27 protein-coding genes are annotated in these 23917 nt (G+C 70.3%); 8 read left to right on the top strand and 19 right to left on the bottom strand.

Going from position 1 to position 23917, the window contains the following annotated elements:
- Positions 1–26: 26 nt before the first annotated feature.
- From A5696_RS03520 to A5696_RS03495, 6 genes are all read right to left on the bottom strand, one after another.
- Entirely contained in the window at positions 27–434 is a 408-nt protein-coding gene (locus A5696_RS03520; protein ID WP_067873497.1) for a hypothetical protein, read from the bottom strand.
- Complete coding sequence (locus A5696_RS03515) at positions 431–1360, bottom strand: metallophosphoesterase (protein ID WP_067873494.1); 930 nt, start codon at positions 1358–1360, stop codon at positions 431–433. Before A5696_RS03515 ends, A5696_RS03520 begins: the two co-directional genes overlap by 4 nt.
- Entirely contained in the window at positions 1357–1833 is a 477-nt protein-coding gene (locus A5696_RS03510; RefSeq protein WP_067873491.1) for a cupredoxin family copper-binding protein, read from the bottom strand. The genes A5696_RS03515 and A5696_RS03510 overlap by 4 nt, the downstream gene beginning before the upstream one ends.
- A gap of 15 nt (positions 1834–1848) precedes the next feature.
- A complete protein-coding gene (locus tag A5696_RS03505) occupies positions 1849–2547 on the bottom strand; it encodes a Rieske (2Fe-2S) protein (RefSeq protein WP_067873489.1) in 699 nt (232 codons plus the stop codon).
- Entirely contained in the window at positions 2544–3080 is a 537-nt protein-coding gene (locus A5696_RS03500; protein WP_067873485.1) for an RNA polymerase sigma factor, read from the bottom strand. Before A5696_RS03500 ends, A5696_RS03505 begins: the two co-directional genes overlap by 4 nt.
- A 65-nt stretch (positions 3081–3145) precedes the next feature.
- On the bottom strand, positions 3146–3718 hold the full coding sequence (locus A5696_RS03495) for a TetR/AcrR family transcriptional regulator (protein WP_067873482.1): 573 nt from the start codon (positions 3716–3718) through the stop codon (positions 3146–3148).
- An 83-nt stretch (positions 3719–3801) separates the two neighbouring features.
- Between A5696_RS03495 and A5696_RS03490 the strand changes: the two genes are divergently transcribed.
- The 4 genes from A5696_RS03490 (at position 3802) to mmsB (ending at position 8370) form a co-directional block, all read left to right on the top strand.
- A complete protein-coding gene (locus A5696_RS03490; protein ID WP_067873479.1) occupies positions 3802–4698 on the top strand; it encodes an SDR family oxidoreductase in 897 nt (298 codons plus the stop codon).
- Between the two features lie 79 nt (positions 4699–4777).
- Positions 4778–6298 carry a CoA-acylating methylmalonate-semialdehyde dehydrogenase gene (locus A5696_RS03485; RefSeq protein ID WP_067873475.1) on the top strand — a complete coding sequence of 507 codons (1521 nt, stop codon included), beginning with the start codon at positions 4778–4780 and terminating at the stop codon, positions 6296–6298.
- Positions 6299–6303: 5 nt separating this feature from the next.
- Positions 6304–7473 (top strand): acyl-CoA dehydrogenase family protein, encoded by a 1170-nt coding sequence (locus A5696_RS03480; protein WP_067873472.1) that lies wholly within the window; start codon positions 6304–6306, stop codon positions 7471–7473.
- 12 nt (positions 7474–7485) lie between these two features.
- Positions 7486–8370 (top strand): 3-hydroxyisobutyrate dehydrogenase, encoded by an 885-nt coding sequence (gene mmsB / locus A5696_RS03475; protein ID WP_067873469.1) that lies wholly within the window; start codon positions 7486–7488, stop codon positions 8368–8370.
- Between the two features lie 10 nt (positions 8371–8380).
- Here the strand turns inward: mmsB and A5696_RS03470 are convergent, their stop codons facing one another.
- Genes A5696_RS03470 through secY form a run of 11 tightly spaced genes read right to left on the bottom strand, consistent with a single transcriptional unit; the run spans position 8381 to position 18025 of the window.
- Complete coding sequence (locus A5696_RS03470) at positions 8381–8929, bottom strand: TIGR03086 family metal-binding protein (RefSeq protein WP_067873466.1); 549 nt, start codon at positions 8927–8929, stop codon at positions 8381–8383.
- Between the two features lie 20 nt (positions 8930–8949).
- A complete protein-coding gene (locus tag A5696_RS03465) occupies positions 8950–9459 on the bottom strand; it encodes a MarR family winged helix-turn-helix transcriptional regulator (protein WP_067873463.1) in 510 nt (169 codons plus the stop codon).
- Positions 9460–9467: 8 nt separating this feature from the next.
- Entirely contained in the window at positions 9468–10520 is a 1053-nt protein-coding gene (locus A5696_RS03460; RefSeq protein ID WP_067873462.1) for a histidinol-phosphate transaminase, read from the bottom strand.
- Positions 10520–11539, bottom strand: a complete 1020-nt coding sequence (locus A5696_RS03455) for a 3-oxoacyl-ACP synthase III family protein (protein ID WP_067873459.1) — start codon at positions 11537–11539, stop codon at positions 10520–10522. Before A5696_RS03455 ends, A5696_RS03460 begins: the two co-directional genes overlap by 1 nt.
- 3 nt (positions 11540–11542) lie before the next feature.
- The gene (locus tag A5696_RS03450) at positions 11543–12190 is read right to left on the bottom strand and encodes a hypothetical protein (RefSeq protein ID WP_067873457.1); all 648 of its coding nucleotides are present in this window, start codon (positions 12188–12190) and stop codon (positions 11543–11545) included.
- Positions 12171–13889 (bottom strand): thiamine pyrophosphate-binding protein, encoded by a 1719-nt coding sequence (locus tag A5696_RS03445; protein WP_156738231.1) that lies wholly within the window; start codon positions 13887–13889, stop codon positions 12171–12173. The genes A5696_RS03450 and A5696_RS03445 overlap by 20 nt, the downstream gene beginning before the upstream one ends.
- Positions 13890–13946: 57 nt before the next feature.
- Positions 13947–14714: an anti-sigma factor gene (locus A5696_RS03440; protein ID WP_067873454.1), complete on the bottom strand. Its 768-nt coding sequence runs from the start codon at positions 14712–14714 to the stop codon at positions 13947–13949.
- Between the two features lie 46 nt (positions 14715–14760).
- Complete coding sequence (locus tag A5696_RS03435; protein WP_082956421.1) at positions 14761–15306, bottom strand: sigma-70 family RNA polymerase sigma factor; 546 nt, start codon at positions 15304–15306, stop codon at positions 14761–14763.
- Between the two features lie 48 nt (positions 15307–15354).
- On the bottom strand, positions 15355–16155 hold the full coding sequence (gene map, locus A5696_RS03430; RefSeq protein ID WP_067873448.1) for a type I methionyl aminopeptidase: 801 nt from the start codon (positions 16153–16155) through the stop codon (positions 15355–15357).
- A 2-nt stretch (positions 16156–16157) separates the two neighbouring features.
- On the bottom strand, positions 16158–16703 hold the full coding sequence (locus A5696_RS03425) for an adenylate kinase (protein ID WP_067873444.1): 546 nt from the start codon (positions 16701–16703) through the stop codon (positions 16158–16160).
- Positions 16700–18025, bottom strand: a complete 1326-nt coding sequence (gene secY, locus A5696_RS03420; RefSeq protein WP_067873441.1) for a preprotein translocase subunit SecY — start codon at positions 18023–18025, stop codon at positions 16700–16702. The genes A5696_RS03425 and secY overlap by 4 nt, the downstream gene beginning before the upstream one ends.
- Before the next feature lie 194 nt (positions 18026–18219).
- On the opposite strand from secY, the gene A5696_RS03415 reads away from it, so the two are divergent.
- On the top strand, positions 18220–19125 hold the full coding sequence (locus tag A5696_RS03415) for a class I SAM-dependent methyltransferase (RefSeq protein ID WP_067873438.1): 906 nt from the start codon (positions 18220–18222) through the stop codon (positions 19123–19125).
- 195 nt (positions 19126–19320) lie between these two features.
- Here the strand turns inward: A5696_RS03415 and A5696_RS03410 are convergent, their stop codons facing one another.
- On the bottom strand, positions 19321–19986 hold the full coding sequence (locus tag A5696_RS03410) for a GNAT family N-acetyltransferase (RefSeq protein WP_067873435.1): 666 nt from the start codon (positions 19984–19986) through the stop codon (positions 19321–19323).
- 9 nt (positions 19987–19995) lie between these two features.
- The gene (locus A5696_RS03405) at positions 19996–21354 is read right to left on the bottom strand and encodes an FGGY-family carbohydrate kinase (protein ID WP_067873432.1); all 1359 of its coding nucleotides are present in this window, start codon (positions 21352–21354) and stop codon (positions 19996–19998) included.
- A gap of 30 nt (positions 21355–21384) precedes the next feature.
- Between A5696_RS03405 and A5696_RS03400 the strand changes: the two genes are divergently transcribed.
- The 3 genes from A5696_RS03400 to A5696_RS03390 are packed head-to-tail and all read left to right on the top strand — an operon-like array spanning position 21385 to position 23916.
- Positions 21385–22383: an NAD(P)-dependent oxidoreductase gene (locus tag A5696_RS03400; protein ID WP_067873429.1), complete on the top strand. Its 999-nt coding sequence runs from the start codon at positions 21385–21387 to the stop codon at positions 22381–22383.
- Positions 22370–23023, top strand: a complete 654-nt coding sequence (locus A5696_RS03395) for an L-fuculose-phosphate aldolase (RefSeq protein ID WP_067873426.1) — start codon at positions 22370–22372, stop codon at positions 23021–23023. Before A5696_RS03400 ends, A5696_RS03395 begins: the two co-directional genes overlap by 14 nt.
- Positions 23023–23916 (top strand): MBL fold metallo-hydrolase, encoded by an 894-nt coding sequence (locus A5696_RS03390; protein WP_067873422.1) that lies wholly within the window; start codon positions 23023–23025, stop codon positions 23914–23916. The genes A5696_RS03395 and A5696_RS03390 overlap by 1 nt, the downstream gene beginning before the upstream one ends.
- The last annotated feature ends 1 nt before the right edge of the window (position 23917 follow it).

Raw genomic sequence — 23917 nt, 5'->3', positions numbered from 1 at the left:
GGTGTCGCTACCCTACCGCTTGCCGGCTACGGTGCGGCGGCACTCGCCTTCGCGCGTAGGCCCGCCGCGCTCGGGCGCGGCCACCGGACGAATGCGGCCGCCCACAGCGCCACGCACAGCACCTCGGCCACCACGGTGAGCGCCGCATGGGGCGCCGGGTCCCACCCTCGCTCGGAAAACCCGAACAGCCCCACGGTTCTCGACAGGACGAAGGCCACCAGCGAGCCGCCGGCCATCGCGGCGGCGGCCCACGAGAGCCACCACGGACCGCCCGCGGCGATCAGCAGGGCCAGCGAGAACGAGACGCTGGCCTGGACCAAGAAGGCGGTGCCGATCCGCGGAATGTGTTGGTAGCCATGAATGTACAGATAGGCGTGGCTGAAGGCGCTGACGGCCAGCGCGGCGGCCAGGCCGAGTCGCAGCAGAAGTTTCATTGCAGCGTCGTCTCCTTCAGTGCCAGGGCGGTCTGCCCCTTGGTGTAGTTGACCTCGCGAATCCCCAGGACGTCGCGCAGCTTGCCGGCCGGCAGCGTGACCGGCTTGGGCGCCGGCCCGTCGCCGGGGTGCGGCAGCGGGTAGGCGGTCGTCGTGCCGCTGTAGAACGTCACGTTGCCCTCGGTCTTGGAAAACAGTTGGTGCACATGCCCGTTGAGGCAGGTGACCGACGAGAACCGGCTCAGGTAGCTCAGCGCCTGGGCGGCGTCGTCGGTGCCCCAGCCCCAGTCCGGGTACATCGCGAACAGCGGGATGTGGCTGAACACGATGATGGGCGTGTCGTTCGACAACCCCGCGACGTCCTTCTCGACGAACGCCAGCTGATCGGTGCCCAGATGCCCGAGCTTCTTCAGGTTCAGCGTGTTCACCAGGGCGATCACGTGGACCCCGGCGATGTCGAAGCTGTACCAGCCGTCGCCGCGGGTTCCGGCGCCGAAGACGCTGCGGTACTTCTGTCCCGCGTCGTCGACCGAATCGTGTTCGCCGGGCACGGTGAAGACGTGCGGCGTCTGCAGCTTGGTCAGCATCTGCTTCACCTGGTCGAACTGCTCCGGGCTGGACAGGTGGGTGAGGTCGCCGGTGTGGATCACGAAATCGGGTGTGTAGCCGAGGTTGTTGATCTCGTCGATCGCGTGGCCGAATGTGCCGGCCACGTCCGGATTCGGCGGCCCGGAGAAGCCGATGTGGCTGTCGCTCACCTGGGCGAATCGCAGCGTCGGCCGGGCGCTTGCCCGCTCGGCGGCCGCGGTGCCGGCGACGTGTGAGATGACCTCGCCGCCCACCACGGCGAACCCGACCGCGGCGCCGAACCACGCCGAGTGCCGGATCAGCTGGCGGCGGGTCATCGTGTTGGGGTCGTTGCTCATCCCGTCACCACCACCGTGCCGTGCATCATCGGATGAATCGAGCAGACGTAGTCGAACTTCCCCGCCTTGTCGAAGGTGTGCGAATACGTTGCCCCCGTGCCCATTCCGGGCGAGTGAAACGACCCGTCGCTCGCGGCCACGGTGTGCGGTTCCTCGTCGTGGTTGGTCCACGTGACGGTGGCGCCCGCCTTGACGGTCAGGGTGGCGGGTGCGAACGCGAAGTTGTCGATGCTGACCTGGTCGCCCGCGGCGGCCGCCGGTGACCCCGTCGCCGATGCCGGGCCCGGCGTCGGGCCCGGTGCGCTGGGCATCCCGCTCATGCCCGTCATCCCCGGCGTGCCGCCGGCCCCCGGGCCGAAGGTCACCGACGGCTGCGCGGCCGGGTGCGACGACGAGCAACCGGCCAGCAACAGCACGCCCGCGGCCGGCACCGCGACCAGATGTTTTCGAAGCTTGGCGATATCCATGCCCAGAGATAGGGCGGCGGGTTACACCTCGCGGCGCGCGGGGGCGAACACCTCGATCACGCCGTTGACCTCGCGAACCATCAGCGCGGGCAGGGGCTTTGGCGAGATCGGCAGCTGGTGGGCGAGCACCTGACCGCTGGGCGAGAACGACGTCGTGTGGCAGGGGCAGCGCAGCGCCCCGTCCGGCGCGTCGAACCACAGCTTGCACCCCTGATGGGTGCAGACGCCGGATATCGCTTCGGGCTTGCCGTCGACGCGGCGCACGAAGCCGGTCACCGTTCCCAGATCGAACGGATGCATGACGCCATCGGGCACGTCCGAGCTGGCCGCGACGCGCTGCCAGCTTCCGTCGTTGGGCGTGAGTTCGCCCGCGGCGGCCGGGCTTTCGGTGGGATTCGCCATCAGCGCCCGATCTACGGACACCGCCGCCGCCGCGGCCGCCGCGGCGGCCGACGTGCCGACGATCACCATGCGGCGCGTCGTGGGATGCCTGGTCGCCGCCGGCGCGGGCGCGCCGTTCATCTGCTCGGCGAGCCGGCCGTGCAGGTCGGCGAGGAACTCCGGGCGCGGCTCGGCACCGGAATCCGAGCCCTGCCCGGCCGCCCGCAGCTCGATCGCGGTCCGGATCTGAGCCGCCTCGAAGTCGTCGGCCGCAAACGGCCTGGGCCGGCGGCCCCGCAGCAGGTCGTCGACATAGCGGCGCATTCCCCGCGCGTTCATCGCTGACCTCCATCGTTGACCTGTGCCGCCAGCCGCAGGGCCCGGTGCTGGAGCACTTTGGCGTTGGCGACGCTGATCCCCAGTTCGGCGGCGGACTCCTTGATCGAATTACCTTGCAAAAAGCGCATTTCCAAAATCCGGCGATAGCGGTCCGGCAGGTGGGCGAGAACCTTGGCCACCCGCTGGGGCGCGGTGCTGATCGCCTCCTCGCTGTCGGGAGGTTGTTCGATGTCGTCGATCGAGGTTATCTCCCGGCCCATGGTCTCCCGCCAGTGCGCGGCCAGGACCGTCCTGGCCGTGGCCCGCAGGTAGGCGCGCACCTCGCCGACGCTCGCGGTCAGGCGCAGCGGCCGCAGCGCGGCCAGAAAGACCTCCGCGGTGAGGTCCTCGGCGTCGGCGCGGTTGCCCACCCGGGCGAACAGGGTGCGGTACACCCAGGACGCGTTGTCGGAGTAGACGGCCTCCCAGTCCGGGTAGCCGTCATCGGGCACCGCGCGCAGCGGACGCGGGCCGGGTTCGCTGTGAGCCGCCACGTGCCTCCTTCACCGATAAGTATCAGCTCGGGTTACACGAGATGTCGTCGGCCGTCGGCCGATGTTCACCCGATGTCGGCCGCCGCCGCGCGGAGGTCGTCGAGCGCGGCGCGCACCAGTTCACCCAGGCTCTGGTCGCCCTTTGCCGTAACCCATTCGGCGAACGCCTCTTTGAATGCGAGCCCCCCCAACTCGGCCGCCAGGGCCGCCGCCCGGTCCGGCACGCCGCGTGCCCGCAACGCGCCCGCCATGGCGGCGGCGAGGCCCACCTGCTTGAGCGCATCGCGCTCCTGCAGCTCGGTGCTGGTGGCGATGACCGCCTTCAGCCGGGGGGCGAGCTCGCGATTGAACGGCGTCATCGAACCGGCCGCGCGCTGCAGCCCGGCGGCCACCGCGGCCAGCGGGGTGGCGCCCGTCGGCGCCGACGAGATGCCGTCGACCAGCAGCCGCGACAGGGTCTCCTGACCGGCCGCCAGCACCTCCCGCTTGTCCGGGAAATAACGGAAGAACGTGCTCCGCGTCAGCCCGGCGCGATCGGCGATCTCCGCGACCGTGGTCTTGTCGTAGCCCTGGTCGGAAAACAGCTGCAGAGCGGCCTCGACCAGCCGCAGCCGCGCATCGGGTTCCCATCGGGGCATGGGGTCATCGTAGCGATGAGACTTTTATCCCATTACCCTGCTAATGTGATAGGACATCAGTCCCATCACTCGAGGAGTTTCTCATGCGCGTTTTCGTCACGGGCGCCACCGGCGGGGTCGGCTCGGCGGTCGTCCCCGAGCTCATCGGCGCGGGCCACGAGGTCCTCGCACTGGCGCGTTCCGACGCGTCGGCGCGGGCGGCCGCGGCCATGGGGGCCGAGGTGCTGCGCGGCGACCTCAACAATCCGGAGAGCCTGGCCGAGGGCGCCACCCGGGCCGACGCGGTCATCCACCTCGCCTTCCTGCATTTCGGCGACTTCGAGGCGGCCGTCGCCCAGGAGGGCGCCGCCGTCGAGACGTTCGGCGCCGCCCTCGCCGGGAGCGGCAAGCCGTTCGTCATGGCCTCGGGCACACCCCCCATCGCGGGCCGGGTTGCCACCGAACGCGACTCGATGTCGATCGAGGGGCCCGTCGGCGGGCGCGGCCGCAACGCGCAGGCCGCGCTGGACCTGGCCGCCAAGGGAGTCCGCTCGGCGGTGGTCCGTCTCCCGCGGTCCGTGCACCGGGCCGGTGGGCCATGCGGGTTCGCGTCGCTGCTCGTCGAGGCCGCGCGCCGAACCGGGGTCTCCGGCTACGTGGGCGACGGGAGCCAGCGCTGGCCGGCCGTGCACGTCCTCGACGCCGCCCACCTCTTCCGCCTGGTGCTCGAGGGGGCCGAGCCCGGCACGGTGGCCCACGCCGTCGCCGACGAGGGCGACCCGATGCGCGCGCTCGCCGAGGCCATCGGGCGCGGGCTCAACGTCCCCACCGCGTCGGTCCCGGCGGAAAGCTTCGGATTCCTCGGCGCGGTCTTCGCGATGGACCAGCCGGCGTCGAGCGCGCTGACCCGCGAGCTGTTCGGCTGGCAGCCCACTCATCCCAGCCTGCTCGAGGACCTGGCGGCCGGAAACTACCCCGAGGCGCCCGTGGCGAGCTGGTAGGCGCCTTGCCAACCCCCGAGTGCGGTTACTAGGATATGCAAGTATCCGCTTCAGCGCGTCAACGACACTCGAGGGCCCCATGACCACACAGATCCCGCACTTCATCGATGGGAAGCGCACCGCCGGCCAGTCCACCCGCACCGCCGACGTCTTCAACCCCAGCACCGGCGAGGTGCAGGCGCGGGTGCCGATGGCCGGCACGGCCGAGGTCGACGCCGCGGTGGCCTCGGCCGTCGAAGCCCAAAAGGGTTGGGCCGCATGGAATCCGCAGCGCCGCGCCCGGGTGATGATGCGGTTCGTCGACCTGGTCAACGAGCACATCGACGAGCTGGCCGAGCTGCTGTCCCTCGAGCACGGCAAGACGGTGGCCGACTCGCGCGGCGACGTCCAGCGCGGCATCGAGGTGATCGAGTTCGCGATCGGCATCCCCCATCTGCTCAAGGGGGAATACACCGAGGGCGCCGGGCCGGGCATCGACGTGTACTCGCTGCGCCAGCCGCTGGGCGTGGTCGCCGGCATCACCCCGTTCAACTTCCCGGCCATGATCCCGCTGTGGAAGGCCGGGCCGGCGCTGGCGTGCGGAAACGCGTTCATCCTCAAGCCCAGCGAGCGTGACCCGTCGGTCCCGGTGCGGCTGGCCGAGCTCTTCATAGAGGCGGGCCTGCCGCCGGGCGTGTTCCAGGTGGTGCACGGCGATAAGGAGGCCGTCGACGCCATCCTGCACCACCGGGACATCCAGGCGGTCGGTTTCGTCGGCAGCTCCGACATCGCCCAGTACATCTACGCGACCGCCGCGGCCACCGGCAAGCGGTCGCAATGCTTCGGCGGCGCCAAGAACCACATGATCGTGATGCCCGACGCCGACCTCGACGAGGCCGTCGACGCGCTGATCGGCGCCGGGTACGGCAGCGCGGGGGAACGGTGCATGGCGATCAGCGTCGCGGTGCCGGTCGGCGAGCAGACCGCAAATCGACTGCGCGCCAGGCTCATCGACCGGATCAACAACCTGCGGGTGGGCCACAGCCTGGACCCCAAGGCCGACTACGGACCGCTGGTCACGGAGGCCGCACTGAGCCGGGTGCGCGACTACATCGGCCAGGGGGTGCAGGCGGGCGCCGAACTGGTCATCGACGGCCGGGACCGCGCCAGCGACGACCTGACCTTCGGTGACGCCAACCTCGAGGGCGGATTCTTCATCGGCCCAACGTTGTTCGACCACGTGACCCCCGACATGTCGATCTACACCGACGAGATCTTCGGGCCCGTGCTGTGCATCGTCAGGGCCAAGACCTATGAGGAAGCAGTCGCGCTCCCATCCGAGCACGAGTACGGCAACGGCGTGGCGATCTTCACCCGCGACGGCGACGCCGCTCGCGACTTCGTGTCCCGCGTGCAGGTGGGCATGGTCGGCGTCAACGTGCCGATCCCGGTCCCGGTGGCCTACCACACCTTCGGCGGATGGAAGCGCTCCGGCTTCGGCGACCTCAACCAGCACGGCCCGGCGTCGATCCAGTTCTACACCAAGGTCAAGACCGTGACGTCGCGGTGGCCGTCCGGCATCAAGGACGGCGCCGAATTCGTGATTCCGACAATGAATTAGGCGCGATGTTCACCCTCAACGAGGACGAGCGGGTCATCACCGAGACGGCGGCCGCGTTCGCCGCCAAGCGCATCGCACCGAACACCCTGGAATGGGATGCCACCAAGCATTTCCCGACCGACGTGCTGCGCGAGGCCGCCGAACTCGGCATGGCGGCGATCTACTGCAGCGAGGACGTGGGGGGCAGCGGGCTGCGCCGGCTCGACGGTGTGCGCATCTTCGAGCAGCTGGCCATCGCCTGCCCGACTATCGCGGCATTCTTATCCATCCACAACATGTGCACATGGATGATCGACAGCTACGGCACCGCCGAACAGCGCAAGTTCTGGGTGCCGCGGCTGGCCGCGATGGACGTCATCGCCAGCTACTGCCTCACCGAGCCGGGCGCCGGGTCGGACGCCAGCGCGCTGAGTACCCGCGCCGTCAAGCAGGGGGGCGACTACGTGCTCGACGGCGTCAAGCAGTTCATCTCCGGCGCCGGGGCCTCGGACGTCTACGTGGTGATGGCCAGGACCGGCGGCGATGGTCCGCGCGGCATCTCCGCGTTCGTCGTCGAAAAGGGCACCCAGGGGCTGAGTTTCGGCGCGCACGAGGAGAAGATGGGCTGGCACGCCCAACCCACCGCCCAGGTGGTCTTCGACGGCGTGCGGGTGCCCGCCGACGCGATGCTCGGCGGCGCCGACGGGGAGGGCACCGGCTTCGGCATCGCGATGAACGGCCTCAACGGCGGTCGGCTCAACATCGCCGCGTGCTCCCTGGGTGGCGCGCAGTCCGCCTTCGACAAGGCGGGTGCCTACGTGCGCGAGCGGCGGGCGTTCGGCTCCCCCCTGCTCGACGAGCCGACCATCCGGTTCGCCCTGGCCGACATGGCGACCGGCCTCGAGACCTCGCGAATGATGTTGTGGCGGGCCGCGAACGCGCTGGACACCGACGACCCGGACAAGGTCGAGCTGTGCGCGATGGCCAAGCGCTACGTCACCGACACCTGCTTCGAGGTCGCCGACAAGGCGCTGCAGCTGCACGGCGGCTATGGCTATCTGCGCGAGTATGGTCTGGAGAAGATCGTCCGCGACCTGCGTGTGCACCGAATCCTGGAAGGTACCAATGAGATCATGCGGGTGGTCATCGGCCGGGCCGAGGCAGCACGATGCCGGGCCGCTCAAGCCACCGCCTAGAAGGGTCCGGAGATGACTGAGCACTTGACGGTGGCGTTCCTGGGCCTGGGCAACATGGGCGCGCCCATGGCGGCGAATCTCGTTGCCGCCAACCATGCGGTCCGCGGATTCGATCCCGTGCCCGCGGCGCTGTCCGCCGCGACCGCCAACGGTGTCACCGGTTTCGACAGCGCCACCGCCGCGGTGGCCGACGCGGACGTGGTCATCACCATGCTGCCGAACGGCGAGCTGGTCAAACGCTGCTACGCCGAGGTGCTTCCGTCGGCGCGGGCCGGTGCGCTGTTCATCGACAGCTCCACGATCTCCGTCAACGACGCCCGCGAGGTGCACGCGCTCGCGGAATCCCGTGGGATGGCCCAGCTGGACGCCCCGGTTTCGGGCGGGGTGAAGGGCGCCGTCGCGGGGACGCTCGCGTTCATGGTGGGCGGCGACGAGGCCGCGCTGGACCGGGCCCGGCCGGTGCTGGAGCCCATGGCGGGCAAGGTCATTCACTGCGGCGCCACCGGAGCGGGCCAGGCGGCCAAGGTGTGCAACAACATGGTGCTGGCGGTGCAGCAGATCGTGATCGGCGAGGCGTTCGTGCTCGCCGAGAAGCTCGGGCTTTCGGCGCAGTCCCTGTTCGACGTCATCACCGGCGCCACCGGGAACTGCTGGGCCGTGCACACCAACTGCCCGGTGCCGGGGCCGGTGCCCACGTCGCCGGCCAACAACGACTTCAAGCCCGGTTTCGCGACCGCGCTGATGAACAAGGATCTCGGCCTGGCGATGGACGCGGTGACGTCAACCGGTTCGGCGGCGCCGCTGGGCACCCACGCCGCGGAGATCTACGCCAAGTTTGCCGCAGATCACGCGGACAAGGACTTCAGCGCGGTGATCGAGGCGCTCCGCGACGGCTGAAGCCTTTGCGTCACTGCACCTTCCGGCCGAGGAACGCCGCCAGCTGATCGGCGGGTGCGCGCTCGGCGGAGCACGACTGCTCGTGGCCGAATGGCCGGCCCGGGCCGCGGAACTCGGGCCTGACGTACACGCGCACGGCGGCCAGCTGTTCGGCCGCCAGCTCCGGGTCGAGATCGGTGGACTGATTGGTGGCGAAGGCGAGATCCCACGCGTGGGTCAGCACGTCGGAGGTGCGCATCCCGACGAAGACCTGCCCCGGGACTTCCCCGAACGGCAGTTTGTACATGCCGGTCATTCCGTCCGGTCCGGCGAAGACGTCCTGGGCGGCCAGGGCGGAGGCCCGGTGGGCCGCGACGGCGTCCCCGGGCCGGGCCGGCGGCTCCGTGGGGTTGGTCGCCCACAGCCCGACGCGCTCGTTGCCGCCGATGACGTGGTCGATCAGGTCCCCGATCGTCCACTCCGAACAGGGCGTCGGGGCGCCGAACTCGTCGGGGTCGACGCGGGCGAGGACACCGGCGAACGCCTCCTGGGCGCGCTGATGCGCAACTAATGGGTCCACTGTCCTGCCTTTCTCTCGTGTCAGTCTGAGAAGTCACCCGCGTTGCGCCGCAGCGTGTCGATGGACGACACCAGCGCTTCGGCCTCGGCGGGCCGGATTCCGATGTCCGCGAACACCTGCTCGTTCAGCGTGACGGTGGCGTCCTCGACGGTGGAGCGCCCGAGTTCGGTGATCTGCACCAGCGTGGTGCGCCCGTCGGTGGGGTGCGGCACACGCTGGACGAGCCCGTCGGCCTCCAGCCGGCGGATGGCGTGGGTCACGCTGGTCACGTGCACCTGCAGCCGGTCGGACGCCTTGGTGATCGGCAGCGCCCCGGTCCGGCTGAAGGCCAGCAGCCGCAGCAACTCGAACCGGGAGAAGCTCAAGTCGTAGGGCCGCAGCGCGTTCTCGACCCGGGCCAGCAGGATTTGGTGCGCGCGCATCACCGACGTGACCGCGACCATGCCCTGCGACACGTCGCCCCACCCGGCGCGCTCCCAGTTGGCCCTCGCCGCGGCGATCGGATCGCGCTTGGAGCTTGATGGGGCCACGCCCCTTCTTACCGCATCTGCGGCGCAACCGTGGCCTTTCCGACCGCCGAGACCACCGCCAGCGTCGACGCGCGGTTACCCACGGTGATCCGCGCGCCGCCGTCGGCGTAGTGACGGACCTGCAGGCCGCTGCCCGCGAAAACTTCGTGCCACGGCCCACCCCTCGAAGGCAGGTACACGAAGTTCGCGTGGGCGTCGGTGGTGTAGATGCCCAACGCGCTCAGCCGCATCCGCAGATAGCGACGCTCGGCGTTGATCGCCCGAATCCGTTGCAGCAGTTGCTCTTCGGCCGCGTACGAGGCGGCGACCGCGAGCAGGCCGGTGAGCGCGATCCCGAACGGCAGCTGCTGGGACCACAGGGCACCGGCCAGTTCGGGGGACGCCAGCCCGTAGCCGATGCGCAGCCCGGCCAGCCCGTACGCCTTGGAGAAGGTGCGCAACACCACGACATTGGGAAACCTCGCGAGCAGCTCGGGGACGTCGATGCGGTGCTCGGGCGCGACGAATTCGATGTAGGCCTCGTCGAGCAGCACGACGGTGTCGCGCGGCACCCGGCGCAGGAACCGCAGCACCCGGGCCGCGGGGTCCAGCACACCGGTCGGGTTGTGCGGGCGACACACCACCACCACCCGGGCGGTGGCCGCGGCGTCGGCGAGCCCGTCGAGGTCGTTGTGGCCGTGCGTATCGAGCGGCACGGTCAGCGAATTCAGCCGCGCCATCCGCGCGATGATCGGATAGCCGTCGAAGGTCGGCGAAGCCATCGCGACCGCGTCACCCGGCGTGGCCAGCGCCTGCAGGGCCTGCAACGCCACGCCCGTGGCGCCGGCGCCGAGCACCACCTGCCCGGCGGGCACGCCGGCGTGGCCGGCGATCACGCCGCGCAGCCGCTCCGGAAGGAACTCCGGATACCGGTTGACCGCGTAGATGGAGCGGATCAGCGCCGACCGCACCGCCGGCAGCGGCGGGAACGGATTCTCGTTGAGCGACAACGCAAGCGGGTCGATCGCGGTGGGAAAGGCGTCGTCGAGCTCGTCGGCGAAGGGGCCGCGCACGGGTTGCATCAGCCGCGCCCGCCCCAGCGCACCGCCGCGGCGCCGGCGAAGTCCCCGGCGTGGGCGAAGGCCGCCATCATGACCAGATCGCCGGGCTTCGCCTGACCGTCGGAGATCGCGTGATCGAGGTTGACCGGGATCCCGGCGCCGAACAGGTTGCCGCACTTGTCGAAGGTGTCCCGGTGGCGTTCGGGGGGCAGCTCGAGCGCGTCGCGCCAGTTGCGCAGAAACACCCGGTTGGGCTGGTTGGTGACGAGAACGTCGATGTCCTTGGACGACAAGCCGATCCGGTCACAGACCGCCAGCGCCACCTCGGGCACCTGGCGGTTGCCACGGGCCAGCACCTTGGTGATCTTGCTCTCGGTGAAGCCGATGCTGCCCTCGCCCGGCCCGGCCTGCCACCACTTGCGCGGCGGGTCGTAGGACAGCGTCATCTCGCCGGCGTACTCGCCGCAGGTGCGGCATTCGACGCCGAGGATGGGCGATTGGTCCGACAGCGTCACCAGACCGACCGCGGCCCCGTCGCCGGGCACCGCCGACTGTGCCTTGCGGCGGATCGTGGGCTGGTCGAAGAACTGCCCTGCGGCGTTTTGCGCGACGGCGATCAGCGCGCTGTGCCCCTCCCCCGACGACAGCAGCTTGCGGGCCACGTTGAGCGCCAACACGAACGCCGCGCACCCCCCGTTGTTCAGGTCGAGCACCCACGACGGCCGCATGCCCAGCCGGTGCGCGATGCCGCCCCCCTGCCCATAGAACGCCATGTCCGGCACCTGGGTGTGGGTGATCAGCACGTCGGCGCCCTCGACGACGTCGTGGCCGTGCCGCTCGATCAGGCCCTGCGCCGCGCGTTCGATCATGTCGATCGAGCTCTCCTCCGGCGCGACGTGATGGCGGAACGCCGGCGCGCGGAACATGAGATTGTCACGCAGGTCGTCGGATTCGGCGAATCGCGCGTAGTAGTCGGCGCCGATCGGGTCGCCGGGCAGATAGGTGGAGACGTCGATCAGGCTGACGCTCGGCTGGTTCATGGTTCACCCCATCCATTTCGGGGTCACCGGCAGACCGTTGCGGTGGCGGTACTCGGCGATGGCCTTGAGGTTCTTCAGCTCCAGCAGGTGGCCGGCGCCGAACATGTCCCAGAAGTCGCCGACCCACACCGGGCGCTGCGGCGGCGCGGTGTGCGGATAAGGGTTGCGGTCGTAGAACGGGTGATGGCAGTTCGTCCACAGCACAACGGAACCCGGCCTGTCGATGACCACTTGCGCGTCGACGACGCGCATCAGGTAGACCATCCACAGGTGCTCGCCCTGATCCCACGCGCAGTGGTAGTCGACCGTGCGGGAACGTTCGTTGGCGACGGTCCGGGTATAGATCTCGGTCTCCGAGCCGAGCCGGTCGTGGGCCACCCACAGGCCGGGCTCGCCGGTGGGGGTGAACCCGCGCAGGCTGTACGTCCACTCCTCGAGGCTGCGGGTGTCGGCCATGTACCCGTACAGGTCGTCGGGCGGACACTCGACGTAGGCGTTGACGGTGCAGTAGTCCCCGAAGACCTGGTCGTGCGGGTACACCGACCGCATCATGTCCATGATGATCGGGGTGGCCTGCTCCCGCGGGCTGGTCTCGATGCGGGTCACGCCGTCGAGGGGCGTGGGGATGTCCTCAAGCGCTGGCAACGACATCGGTCCGGTTCTCCTTGATGGTCGGGGTCAAAAACGGTGCGAACGGCGGGATCTCGTCGGCGGCGCATTCGACGCTGACGACGGCGGGGCCGCCGGTGTCCAGCGCTGCACGCATCGCGGACGCCAGGCCGTCGAGGTCGGCGACGTCGACGGAAGCCAGGCCCGGGAACATCGCCGCCAGCCCGGCGCCCAACCGGCTGGACCGGAAGCGGTTGTAGCTGTAGAGGTCGTCATAGAACAGCTGCTCGCGGGTCACGCACATCCCGTGGGCGTTGTTGTTGAACACCACGAAGGTCACCGGCAACCGGTACTGCACGGCGGTGTGCACCTCCATGCCGTGCATGAAGAACGCGCCGTCCCCGGCGATCACGACGGTGCGCCCGCGGGGGCGTCCGCTGCCGGCGCGACCGAAGGCCATCCCGATGCCGGCGCCGAAGCTGTATCCCATGCCGCCCATGCCCAGCGCGACCGCGAACCTGCCGCCCCGCCGGGCCGGCAGGTAGTGCACGGCCGCCGCTCCGGTGTTGCCCGCGTCGACGACGATGTCCGCGCCGTCGGGCAGGCAGCCGTCCAGCACCGCCATCGCGTCGCGGTAGCGCACCCCCGGCCCGTCGCACGGCGGCGGCGCCAGCTCGGTGCGCCGGACCAGGTCGGGCACCCGCACGCGCGTGGGCCGTCGCGTACCCGACAGCTCCCGGGCCAGCAGTCGCAGCGAGCCGCGCAGGTCGTCGGTGTGCACGTGCGTGCACGGGACGTACGGCGACGCCGAGCCGATCGACACCGTCGGCACGGCCGCCAGCGCGTCGTCCAGGCCGGTGCGCGCGGTGACCGACAGCCGGGTGCCGACCACCAGGCAGACGGCGCTGGCCGCCACCGCTTCGGCCACCCCCGGGTGGCCCATCACACCGGTCACCCCCAGCGCCGACGACGAACCGAGGCCCGGGGTGCCGGCGACGTCCTTGGCGTCGGGCACGGTCGCCACCCGGGCCCGCAGCACCGCACGCAGCGCCTCGAGCTCGCCGCGGGCGTCGTCGCGGGCCACCTGCTCGCCGACGATGATGGTGACCGGGCCGTCCGCGTCGCGCAGGATTCCGGCGAGCGGGGTCGGGTTACCGATGGGCCGCAAAGACTGCACGGCGTACCCGGTGCGCTCGCAGTCGAGGTAGCCCTGCTGAATGTCCTTGGGCAGCAACAACACTGCCGGACCGCCGGTACGCGCCGCCGCGATCGCCCTGGACAGCGCCGGCGGCGCGTCGGCAGGGTTGAGCACCCGCTCACACGACACCGACACCGCGGAGAACACCACCCGCGCATCCAGCGATCCGTTGACGCCACTGGTGTCCTGAAAGCCGCCCCGGCCGTCCATGGCGGTGGGCGTTTGGCCGACGAGGGCCAGCACCGGAACCCGGCTCGCCAACGACTCACCCAGGGCCGCAACGAGATTCAGTGCGCCGCCGCCCGACGTCGCCGCCACGACTCCCAGGCCGGACCCCAGTCCGGCCCCGCTGCGGCTGTACCCGTCGGCCATGGCCGCCGCGGAGAACTCGTGCTTTGCCAGCACGGCGGTGATGCCGGAGCGGAAATGCGCGGCGTCGTAGAGGTCCTCGATGTTGGCGCCGTCCACCCCGAAGATGTGGTCGACGCCGGCCGAGGCGAGCCGCTCGACGATGTGGTCGACCACCCGCTGCTTCCTGGGCATGCCTGTAACACGGCGCGCGGGTGAATTCAGTTCACCGCGCGCCATGTTGGCAGGGGTTTACAGCGAGCGCTGCAGCAGAACCTGACCGCTGTCGGCCGCAACCACCTGGATGGCGGCGATCTGGTCGACGGGCGTCGAGATGCTGCCCGCGGGGGTCGCGGTGTGGCCGGGCTCGGCCGTCCACGTCGCCAGCCGGGTCTGGCTGCCGTCGCGGCCGACCACGACCATCGCGAGCGTGTCGTGGTGGGCGTTCATCGGTGCCAGGCAGACGCACTTCAGGTTGATCGACGTCCCCCAGTGCTGGCTGGACAGCTGCACCGTGGAGGCCAGCAGGGTCGTGCCGACCTGCGCCATGGTTTGCGAGGACGCGGCCGGCTGCTGCGCGGGCGACGAGACATACCCTTGCACTCCGACCAGCACGCCGACCCCCAGCACCGCGGCCGCCGCGGACGATGCGACCCAGGTCGCCACCCGGGTGCGGCGCCGGCGCCAGCGCACCGTCGCCAACAGCGCCGGCAGCAACTCCGGTGACATCTCGGGTGTCGCCGCGCCGGCACGGCCCGGTTCGTCCATCGCGGCCACTTCGGCACGGTCAAGCTGCGACAGCAGGGCCGGCACGCCGCTCAGATCGGCGACGGCCTCCCGGCATGCGGGGCAGCCGGCCATGTGCGACTCGAATTCGCGGCGGTCGGAGGCAGACAACGACCCCAGCACGTATGCGGCATCCCACATCGCGTAGCGGTGGTCATCCCCTGTGGTCAGGCCAAACACCTCGCTGTCACCGGGCGGGCCGATGCCTGTCAGCGGCGTCCTCATCTCGTCCATCTCCTGTCACCCATCAAGTATTCGGAGTCGATGACCATGCGGATGGTCATCGCGTGACCCCAAGTTCCTGCAGAGTGAGCCGCAATGCCCGCACGGCATAGTGTAATCGCGACTTCACCGTTCCTTCGGCGATCTCCAGGTCCGCAGCAATCTGCGCGGTGGTCCAACCACGGTAGTAGGACCGTTCGATCACGGCCCGGTGTTCGGTGGACAACTGCGTCATGGCCTCGGCTATCAGCAGGCGGTCCAGGGCCGCGTTCACCTCGTCGGGTGTGGACTGCTCGGGTGCCCCCGCTTCGTCCAGCGAACCCACCACGTTGCGGTACCGCGCGCTGCGCCGGTCGTCGATGATCATGTTGCGGGCGACGGTGAACAACCACGCCCGCGCCGACCGCTCGGTGTCGCCGACGACCTCCGGATGCTGCCACGCCCGCAGCAGCGTCTCCTGGACGACGTCCTCGGCCTGGCTCGCGTCCCCGGTCAACCGGAGCGCGTAGCGCCACAAGACCGCGGCATGTTCGTCGTAGAGCGCCTTCATCAGAGCGGCCTCGGCAGCCCCGGACGCGCCCCAAGTTCCTGCAACCCGGGCCACTCGATCACCTCCGACTACTGAAACGAGTCGAATGGGCGGCTAGTTCAACTAGGCAAGTGTCAGGATGCGCGGCCCCGCGTCGGTCACCGCGACGGTGTGCTCCCAATGCGCCGCGCGCGACCCGTCGGCGGTCGTGACGGTCCAGGCGTCGTCGAGAATCAGCGTCTTGCCGGTTCCCAGCGTCAGCATCGGCTCGATGGCCAGCACCGAGCCCGGCGCCAGCAGCGGGCCGCGGCCCGGGGCACCCTCGTTGGGCAGGAACGGGTCCATGTGCATGTGCCGGCCGATGCCGTGGCCGCCGTAGCCCTCCACGATGCCGAACGCGATTCCGTACCGGGCCTGGGCCGCGCGCGTGCCGGTCTCGATCGCGTGCGCGACGTCGGTCAGCCGGTTGCCGGGGACCATCGCCGCGATGCCGGCCTGCAGCGATTCCCTGGTCGCATCGCACAGCGCCTCGTCGGCCGCGTCCAGCTTCCCGACGCCGAAGGTGATCGCGGCGTCGCCGTGCCAGCCGTCGAGCACCGCACCGCAATCGATGGACACCAGGTCCCCGGGCGCCAGGATTTCCGCGGCGGACGGGATGCCGTGCACCACCCGGTCGTTGACCGACGCGCAGATCGACGCCGGATAGCCGTGATAGCCGAGGAATGAGGGAACGGCGCCCGCCTCGCGGATCACCGACTCGGCGATCTCGTCGAGGCCCAGGGTCGACGCCCCGGCGACCGCGGCCGCGTGGACCGCCTGCAGGGCGGAGGCCACCACCGCGCCGGCCGCGGCCATCGCGTCGAGCTCACCGGGGCTGCGCTGCGGCACGACCCTGCGGCTGCGCAGCCGCGCCAGCGCGCTCATGATTACTTGCCCAGCGCCCGCAGCGCGCGGGCGAACACCTCGTCCACCGTGCCGACCGCGTCGACCGTCTTCAGCTCGCCGCTGTAGTACTCCAGCAGCGGCGCGGTCTCGTCGCGGTAGACCTTCATCCGGTTGAGGATGACGTCGTCGGTGTCGTCGGCGCGGCCGCGCCCCTTGAGCCGTTGCAGCAGCTCGTCCTGCGAGACGCGGAACTCGACCACGGCGTCGATGTCGGTGCCCCGGCGGTCGAGCATCTCGTGCAGCGCCTTGGCCTGCTCGAGCGAGCGGGGGTAGCCGTCGAGGATGAAGCCGTTGGCAGTGTCGGGATCGTCCAGCCGGTCGTCGACGAGCTGGTTGGTCAGGTCGGAGGGCACCAGGTCGCCGGCGTCCAGGTAGCGCTTGGCCTCCAGCCCGAGTTTGGTTCCGTTCTCGATGTTGTCCCGAAACAGCTCCCCGGTGGAGATTTGCGGGATCCCCAGCTTCTCGGCGAGCTTTTGGGCCTGCGTACCCTTGCCCGCCCCGGGCGGTCCCAGCAAAACCACTCTCACTTGAGGAACCCTTCGTAGTTGCGCTGCATGAGCTGGCTCTCGATTTGTTTGACCGTATCCAAACCGACGCCAATCATGATCAAAACCGCAGTTCCGCCGAACGGCAAATTCTGGACCGCTCCGCCGTTCCCGATCTGCAGGAACAGGTTGGGCAGTACCGAGATCGCGCCCAGGTAGATCGAGCCCGGCAGCGTGATCCTGCTCAGCACATAACGCAGGTAGTCGGCGGTCGGCTTGCCCGGCCGGATGCCGGGGATGAACCCGCCGAACTTCTTCATCTCGTCGGCACGCTCGTCGGGGTTGAACGTGATCGACACGTAGAAGTAGGTGAAGAAGATGATCAGGCCGAAGTAGATGCCGATGTAGACCGGGTCGCTCGGGTCGGACAGGTAGCTGCCGACGAACTTGTCCCACCAGCTGTTGCCCACGCCGCCGCTGCCGCTCCGGATCAGCTGCGTGATCAGGTGCGGGATGTAGATCAGCGACGACGCGAAGATGACCGGGATCACGCCGGCCTGGTTGACCTTCAGCGGCAGATACGTCGACGTTCCGCCGTACATGCGCCGGCCCACCATGCGCTTGGCGTACTGCACGGGGATGCGGCGCTGGCCCTGCTCGACGAACACCACGCCGACGATGATCACCAGCGCGGCGACGCAGACGGCGGCGAAGATGACCCCGCCGCGGCTGTCCAGGATGGACTTGCCCTCCGCGGGGATGCGCGCCGCGATGCCGGTGAAGATCAGCAACGACATGCCGTTGCCGATGCCGCGCTCGGTGATCAGCTCACCCATCCACATCACCAGGGCCGCGCCGGCCGTCATCACCAGGACGATGACGACCAGGGTGAAAATGCTCTGGTCGGCGATGATGTCCAGCGAGCAGCCCTGCAGCAACCCGCCGTTGGCGGCCAGCGCCACGATGCTGGTGGCCTGCAGGATGGCCAGCGCGATGGCCAGATAGCGGGTGTACTGGGTCATCTTGGCCTGGCCCGACTGGCCCTCCTTGCGGAGCTCCTCGAAGCGCGGGATGACCACGGTCAGCAACTGCACGATGATGCTGGCCGTGATGTAGGGCATCACCCCCACGGCGAACACCGTGAGCTTGAGCAGCGCGCCGCCGGAGAACAGGTTGATCAGCGAATAGATCTGTCCCGCCTCGCCGCCGCTGGCCTCCTTGATGCACTGCTGCACGTTCGGGTAGTTCACACCCGGAGACGGCAGAGCGGCGCCGACCCGATAGAGAAGGACGATGCCAAGCGTGAAGAGGATCTTCCGTCTCAGGTCGACTGTCCGCAACGATGAGATGAAAGCCGAAAGCACTCTTCCTCCTGCGTCCTGCGTCACGCGCCTAACACCCGCAGGCCAGGACGTACGGCTGCCATATATACAAGCGCGTCAAACCGTGTACGAGACTAACAGCTGAACGGGGGAGGTCCTGTCGACACCCTTTGCCGACACCGGCGAGGCGTAGAGTTTCGGTGACTCGTTGCATTTGCTAAGTAAGTGGGGGCATCATGACGCGAACCGAACAAGACACCTGGGATCTGGCCTCCAGCGTCGGCGCCACGGCCACCATGGTCGCCGCGGCCCGCGCGCTGGCCAGCGCGGAGCCGGACGCCATCATCAACGACCCGTTCGCGGCGCCGCTCGTGCGGGCGGTCGGCCTCGATTTCTTCGTCCGCCTGGTCGACGGCGACGTGCTGCCGTCGGACCCGCAAGACGGCGAACGGGACCTGCGACTGGAGACCGATTCGATCGCGGTGCGCACCCGCTTCTTCGACGATTTCTTCCTCAACGCCGCCCGCGACGGGGTCACCCAGTCGGTGATCCTGGCCGCCGGTCTGGACGCGCGCGCCTACCGGCTGGCCTGGCCGCCCGGCAGCGTCGTCTACGAGGTCGACCAGCCCAAGGTCGTCGAGTTCAAGACCGCGGCCATGGCCGACCTAGGGGCCGAGGCGACCGCGGACCGGCGCACCGTCGCCGTCGACCTGCGGGACGACTGGCCGGAAGCGTTGCGCCGCAGCGGTTTTGACCCATCGCAACCGACTTCGTGGAGCGCCGAAGGCTTGTTGATGTACCTGCCGCCCGAGGCGCAGGACCGGCTCTTCGACAACATCACCGAGCTCAGCGCGCCCGGCAGCAAGCTGGCCACCGAGTACCACGGCGACTCGGGCCGCACCATGACCGAACGCGCGCGGCAATTCAACGACCGGTGGGCCAACCTGGGGTGCGACGTCGACCTGTCGGGGCTGTTCTTCGACGGCGAGCGCAGCAATGTCGTCGACTACCTGGGCGAGCGGGGCTGGCGGGTGACCACCCGGCCGCGGCGCGAGTTCTTCGCCGATTACGGGCGCGTGTTCCCGGCCGACGAGGAATCCCAGCTGCGCAACATCATCGCCGTCACCGCCACGCTGGGCTAGGGGCTCGCGATCGCGACAGCCGACAACGCGTGTGAAATGACGGCTTTGGGTGTGCACTGGTGGCGTTGAGTGTGCGTATGGGGCGGGATTCGGGCCGGTTTTCGGCCCTGGGCTCACAGCGAAAGCCCTGGCCTCACACCGAAAGCCGTGGGCTCACACTCGACGCCGTGGCCATCGCAATCGCGGTGTCGTAGCTCAGGCGGGCCTGGCCGGCGGCGTCCGGACGACCAACGGCACGGCGGGGAAGCACCACGCCATTTCCGTGCGCGACTTGCGCAGCGCGGCCGTGCCGTAACCCTTCTTCCGGTGCTCGGGGTGGATCCAGATCCGCACGTTCACCTCGCCGGCGACCAGCTCGCCGAACACCATTCCGACCTTCTCGCCCGAGTCGACGGCCACGAACCAGGCGGCCTCCTCGTCGTCGACGCGCCCCAGCGCCGCACGAATCTCGTCGTCGAGGTTGCCGGCCGGTCCGCCGGACCCGTCGCCGGCGGCGCCCATGTCCTCGGTGCGGGCGGCGAAGATGTCCCGGTCCGCCTCGGCGGAGAAGGGCCGCAGCTCGAGGGTCTCCCCCGAACTCGCCGGGCGCTCGCCGAGCGTGAAGCTCAGCTGCTTGTTCAGGTCCTCCAGGTCGGCCTGGATCTTCTTGCGGGAATCCTTCGTGAGCAGGTCGAAGGACATGCCCATCACCGCTTCGGCGCCCGCGTGCGACGTGTCGAGCAATGCGACGATCGCCTCGACCGCGGCCGCCGTGTCCTCGGAATCCACGATGAGGTCGAGCACCTCGTGCCGACGCTCGAGGGCTTTCAGCAGGGCGTCGGCGATTTCGCGGCGGGCGGCTTTGCGGTCCTGGTCAGTCATTGCACCAGCCTAGAACGCCGCCGGGGGTATGGCGCACGATCTCTGGTTTCCCAGCTGAAGGAAGCGTTGGTAGCGGTCCGCGGTCGCCGCTGCCCACGCGGGATCGGGATCGACCGTGCGCTCGATGCGGGCCCAGCGCGCGGCGTCGGCGATCGACGTCTCCAGGCCCGCGGCCATGCGGCCCAGGAAGGCCGCGCCCAGCGCCGCCCCCTCGGCGACCGCGGACACCTCCACCTGGCGCCCGGTGGCGTCGGCGATGGCCTGCATCCACGGCGCGACCCGGGTGCCCCCGCCCGCCGCAACGATGCGCGCCACCGGCGCCCCGCTCAGTTCGATCAGCTGCTGGACGACGAAGCCCGACGCCTCGTAGGCGGCCCGCCGCAGCGCGGCGGCGTCGTGGGTGAGGTCCACCGCGTCGAGCACGGCCCGGCGATCGGGGTCGTGGAACGGGGTGCGCTCGCCGCGGATGTAGGGCGACCAGACGGGCACCCGCCGCGGATCGGCGGCACCCGGATCCGCCTGCGCCACAACGCGATCCACCCAGCCCAGGAACAGGCCGCCCGCGTTGCTGGCCCCGCCGATCTGGTTTTTGCCGGGGGTGGTGTGCGGGATGGTCCACAGGCCGGGCACCTGCCGGGCCTCGGCGATGGTGTTCCACACGATCAGGGTGGTGCCGCACAGCACCAGCACGTCGCCGTCGCGCTCGGCGCCGGCCACGATCTGTTCGCACAGCGCGTCGATGGCGCCGATGCCCAGCACGGCGCCCGTCCCGGTGACCTGCCCCGCCGCCGTCCCGATCGTCGCCACCCGCGGCATCTGCTGCACCGACGCGCCCCGCTCGGCGCACGCCGCCGCGTTCCAGCCCGTCCCGTCGAACAGCGGGAAGGCGGTGGCGGCGGTGGCGACGTCCAGCACCGCCTCGCCCGCCAGGGCATGGTTGGCCACCGCGGGCGCGGGCCAGTACCCGGCGGCGCCGGGCGCCCGGGCGGCCGTCCAGCGCAGGAACTCGGCGGCCTCGCCCAGCGCCGGCAGTGGCTGCTCGTCCGATCCCGGCACCCGTCCCCGCCCGTCGCCGTACAACAGCCCCGGCGTCAGCGGGGCGCCCGCTGCGTCGACGGCGGTCATCGACGGCACCATCGCCGCGACGGCCACCGCCCGCGCGTCCGGGCGGTCCAGCCGCGCGAGGGCGGCCACCGGCCCCCGCCGCCACGCCGCGTCGGCGTCGTGTTCGAGAAGGTCGGGCGCCGGCACCTTGAGCTGGTGGGGGATGCGCGCCCGCGCGGTCACCCGGCCGTCGGCGTCGGCGGCCACCGCCTTGACGGCGGTGCTGCCGACGTCGATGCCGATTGTGACGTCATCACGTGACACGGGCGTCACCGTACGCCAGCATTGACGTTCGTGACGCCAAGACCGCGCGCCCTGGTGACGGCGCCCCTGCGCGGGCCGGGGTTCGACAAGCTCCGGCAACTGGCCGACGTGGTGTACGACCCCTGGATCGAGCAGACCCCGCTGCGGATCTACAGCGCCGAGCAGCTGGCCGAGCGGATCGCGGCAGAGCGCGCCGATGTCGTTGTGGTGGAAAGCGACTCGGTGCGCGGCCCGGTGTTCGACCCGGGGCCACGCGCCCTGATCGCCGTGGCGTCCACCCGCGGCGACCCGAACAACGTCGACATCGACGGGGCCACCGCCGCGGGCGTCCCGGTGCTGAACACCCCCGGCCGCAACGCCGACGCGGTCGCCGAGCTGGCAGTGGCGCTGCTGCTGGCCGCCACCCGTCAGCTGCTGACCGCGGACGCGGATGTGCGGAGCGGCAACACCTTTCGCGACGGCAGCATCCCGTATCAGCGGTTCCGCGGCTGGGAGATCGCCGGGCGCACCGCCGGGCTGGTGGGCCTGGGGGCCGTCGGCCGCGCCACCCGCTGGCGACTGGAAGGGCTGGGCATGCGGGTGATCGCCCACGACCCGTACAACGACGAGGCCCGCCACGGCCTCGACGAACTCCTGGCCGAGGCCGACGTGGTGTCCCTGCACGCGCCGGTCACCGACGACACCGCCGGCATGATCGGCGCGGCGCAGTTCGCGGCGATGCGCGACGGCGTGGTGTTCCTCAACACCGCCCGGGCCCAGCTGCACGACACCGACGCGCTCGTCGACGCGCTGCGGGCCGGCAAGGTGGCCGCCGCCGGCCTGGACCACTTCGTAGGCGAGTGGCTGCCGACCGATCACCCGCTGGTCGGCATGCCCAATGTCGTGCTCACGCCCCACATCGGGGGCGCCACGTGGAACACTGAGGCCCGGCAGGCGCAGATGGTGGCCGACGACCTGGAAGCGCTGCTGGCCGGCGGCTCGCCCGCCCACATCGTCAACCCGGAGGTGCTCCGCCGTGAAACACGTTGACAACCCCGAAACGGCGGTGCTGGACGCGGCCAAGGACATGCTGCGCCGGGGCCTGGTCGAGGGAACCGCCGGCAACATCTCGGCACGCCGCTCCGACGGCAACATCGTGATCACGCCGTCGTCGGTCGATTACCGCGACATGCAACTCGACGACCTGGTGCTGATCGACCCGCAGGGTGCGGTGCTGCACGCCGCCGACGGCCGGTTCCCGTCGTCGGAGATGCAGCTGCACCTGGCGTGCTACCGGGCGTTCGACGACGTCGGCAGCGTGATCCACAGCCATCCGGTGTGGGCCACCATGTTCGCCATTGCGCACCAAGCCATTCCGGCCTGCATCGACGAGTTCGCCGTCTACTGCGGCGGGGAGGTCCGGTGCACCGAGTACGCGGCCTCCGGGACGCCCGATGTCGGCGCCAACGCGGTCACGGCGCTGGAGGGCCGGGGCGCCGCGCTGATCGCCAACCACGGGCTGGTGGCGGTGGGGCCACGGCCGGACAAGGTGCTGCACATCACCGCACTGGTCGAGCGGACCGCCCAAATCGTCTGGGGAGCAAGGGCTCTCGGTGGACCGGTGCCCATTCCCGAGGACGTGAACCGCAACTTCGCCGGCGTCTACACCTATCTGCGCGCCAACGCCTGATGCGCCGGGTCCGGTTCGGCCGCGCGACCGTGGCGCGGGTGCTGGAGCTCCAGTTCGACCTGCCGACAAGCTCGTTCCCGCACACGCCGCCATCGGGGTGGCGCGACAACGCCGACCTGCTGGTGCCGGACTTCTTCGACCCCGGCGCCGCTCAGTGGCACATCGCGATCCAGAGCTGGGTCATCGAGGTCGACGGGCTGACCGTCGTCGTGGACACGGGCGTGGGCAACGACCGCGAGCGCCCGCACATGCCGCCCCTGGACCACCTCAGCACCGATTTCCTGGCGGCCCTGCGGTCGGCGGGCATCGACCGCCACGCGGTGGACGTCGTGGTCAACACCCACATCCACTCCGACCACGTCGGATGGAACACCATGGCGGACAAGGACTCCCGGGACAGCTGGGTCCCGACGTTCCCCAACGCGCGCTACCTGGTGCCGGCCGCCGACTACCGCCACTTCTCACCCGACGGGCCCGCCGGCGGGCAGCCCGGTGACCGGCTCGTGTTCGCCGACAGCGTGCTACCGATCGATGAGGCCGGCCAGCTCGTCGGATGGTCCGAGGATTTCCAGATCAGTCCGTCGCTGCGGCTGCGGGCCGCCCCCGGGCACACCCCGGGCTCCTCGGTGCTGTGGCTGGACGCCGGTCAGCCGGCGGTCTTCGTCGGCGACCTCACCCACAGCCCCCTGCAGCTGCGCCGGCCCGGCGACGCCTGCGCGTTCGACGTGGACGCCACCGCCGCCGCCGTGACCCGCCGCCGGATCTTCACCGAGGCCGCCCGGGCGAAGGCCGCCGTGATCCCCGCCCACTACCCCGGCCGGGGCGGCGCGACGATCCGCGCCGTCGACGAGCGGTTCGAGGTCGACGACTGGCTGGACATCGATACGGTGTGAC

Origin of the sequence: Mycobacterium sp. E2699 (genome assembly GCF_001666745.1) — a bacterium.
Lineage (GTDB): Bacteria > Actinomycetota > Actinomycetes > Mycobacteriales > Mycobacteriaceae > Mycobacterium.
Note: the sequence above shows the minus strand (reverse complement) of the source record. Positions and strands in the feature narration are given on the sequence as shown.